Annotated in this window: 3 protein-coding genes and 1 pseudogene; all 4 read right to left on the bottom strand. The window is 72.8% G+C overall.

Annotated features, from left to right (window positions below):
* Window positions 1–199: pseudogene (locus BN11_RS17150) on the bottom strand (DNA repair protein RecN); the annotation flags it as partial.
* A 1-nt stretch (window position 200) separates the two neighbouring features.
* Window positions 201–1,118, bottom strand: a complete 918-nt coding sequence (locus tag BN11_RS17145) for an NAD kinase (protein WP_048699541.1) — start codon at window positions 1,116–1,118, stop codon at window positions 201–203.
* Complete coding sequence (locus BN11_RS17140; protein WP_048699540.1) at window positions 1,115–1,927, bottom strand: TlyA family RNA methyltransferase; 813 nt, start codon at window positions 1,925–1,927, stop codon at window positions 1,115–1,117. Before BN11_RS17140 ends, BN11_RS17145 begins: the two co-directional genes overlap by 4 nt.
* The coding region (locus BN11_RS24185; RefSeq protein WP_048699539.1) for a hypothetical protein at window positions 1,924–2,118 on the bottom strand (195 nt) is incomplete at its 5' end. The genes BN11_RS17140 and BN11_RS24185, both read right to left, overlap by 4 nt.

Below are 2,118 nucleotides of genomic sequence, written 5' to 3'. Positions count from 1 at the left end.
GGCCCTCGACGACGAGGCTGGGCGCGGGCGCCCGGACGAGAGCGGCGTCACCGCGGGCGCCGAAGAGCAGCCCCAAACCGGTGACGACCATGGTCTTGCCCGCGCCGGTCTCGCCGGTGACGACGTTGAGACCCGCGTGCAGGGGCAGGTGCGCCGCCTGGATCACCCCCAGCGAGCCGATCCGGATCTCGCTGATCACCCTAGGGACCCGCCCGGTTGGGGCGCGGACCACGCCAGCCGTGCACGGACAGGTCGAACTTCTCCACCAATCGGTCGGTGAACGGTTGCTCCGACAGGCGAGCCAGTCGCACCGGCTCGGCCGAGCGGCATACCTCCACCCGGGCACCGGCCGGCAGGTCGACGGCGCGCCGGCCGTCGCACCACAGCACCCCTTGCCCCTCGTTGCCGCTGACGACCTCGACCGCCAGCCGCGAGCGCGGCGAAAGCACCAGCGGGCGGGCGAAGAGCGCATGCGCGCTGATCGGGACGACAAGCATCGCGTCCACGTCGGGCCACACCACCGGCCCGCCCGCGGAGAACGCGTATGCCGTCGACCCCGTCGGCGTGGCCATCACCACACCGTCACAACCCCAGGTCGACAGCGGCCGGCCGTCGATCTCGACCGTGAGCTCGAGCATCCGCTCGCGGGAGGCCTTCTCGACCGTCGCCTCGTTGAGCGCCCACGTGCGCGCGAACTCGCGACCGTCGAGCCGGCTGACCACATCGAGGGTCATCCGCTCGGTGATCGCATAATCCCGATCGAGGATCCGCTCGATGGTCGCGTCGGTGTCCTCGCGTTCGGACTCGGCGAGGAAGCCGACGTGCCCCAGGTTGATGCCGAGCAGCGGGGCGTCGGAACCGCGGGACAGCTCGGCCCCCCGCAGGATGCTCCCGTCGCCGCCGAGGACAAGCACCAGCTCACACCCCTCGGCGGGCCGGTCGCCGTCGCCGATGCTGACCAGGTCGTGGCCGGGATCGACCGCCTGCGCGGTCATCGGGTCCAAGACGATGCCGATGCCCTCGCCCAGCAGCCGCTGGGCGACCTCGCGGGCCAGGTGGATGGCGTCGGGCCGGTTGGGGTGAGCCACCAGCAGGATGCGGCGGTGCGCGCTGCTCACGGGTCCCTCCTGACCAGGTCGTCGATCTGCTCCTCCAGAGCCTGCCATGAGGCACTGACATTGCCGCCCTTGGCCAGCCACCCAAGGTACTCCCGGTTGCCGTGGGTGCCCACGACCGGGGAGGCGATCAGCCCACGCACGCACAGGCCGGCGTCGACCCCGGCCTGCAGCACGTCGCGCATGGCGCCGGCCCGGTCGGTGGGGTCGCGGACGATGCCCTTCTTGTCGAGGCGGCCGCGGCCGACCTCGAACTGCGGCTTGATCAGCAGTATGAGGTCCGCCGCCTCCCCGCTCACCCGCTCCAGGTCGGCCATGACGAGGGTGAGGGAGATGAAACTGAGGTCCGCGACGAGCAGGTCGACGGAGCCGCCGATGTCGTCGGGCGTCAGGCCGCGGATCGAGCGGCCGCTCAGATCGTGTACCCGCGGATCCGAGCGCACCGGCTCGGCGAGCTGGTCGTGCCCGACGTCGAGGGCGAGCACCTCGCTGGCGCCCCGCTCGAGGAGGATCTGCGTGAAGCCGCCGGTACTCGCCCCCACATCGAGGGCGCGCTTGCCGGCGACCGCGAGCCCCGCGGGCTCGAATGCCGCGACGGCGGCGTCGAGCTTGTCGGCGCCGCGGCCCACGCGGATGTTCAGGTCGCCGTCGATCGCGAGCCGGTCGCCCGGGCCGACGCGTGTGGCGGGTTTGGCCGCGGGGGCCTCATTGAGCCGGACTCGCCCGGCCTCCAGCAGTTCTCTGGCCTGCCCGCGGGAGCGGGCCAGACCGCGAGCCACCAGCGCCTGGTCGAGCCGCTCGCCCCCGCTCACCCGTCCAGGTCGCCGAGCCGGGCGCGGAGGACGCCCTCGAGCGCGCTGCCCTGCTCGAGTACCGCGTCCAGGTCCGCTCCGCTGGTCTCGGCGAGGTCGCGCAGGGCGCTGTCGATCACCAGGTCGCCGGTATGCGGTGGGCTCGCCTCCTCTGTCCTGTCCGGCTCGGTGTTGGCGGGCTCAGTGCTGGC

This window comes from Nostocoides australiense Ben110, assembly GCF_001050535.1.
GTDB classification, from domain to species: Bacteria; Actinomycetota; Actinomycetes; order Actinomycetales; family Dermatophilaceae; genus Nostocoides_A; species Nostocoides_A australiense.
The sequence above is the reverse complement of the archived record's forward strand: the minus strand, read 5'-3'. Positions and strand labels throughout refer to the sequence as shown.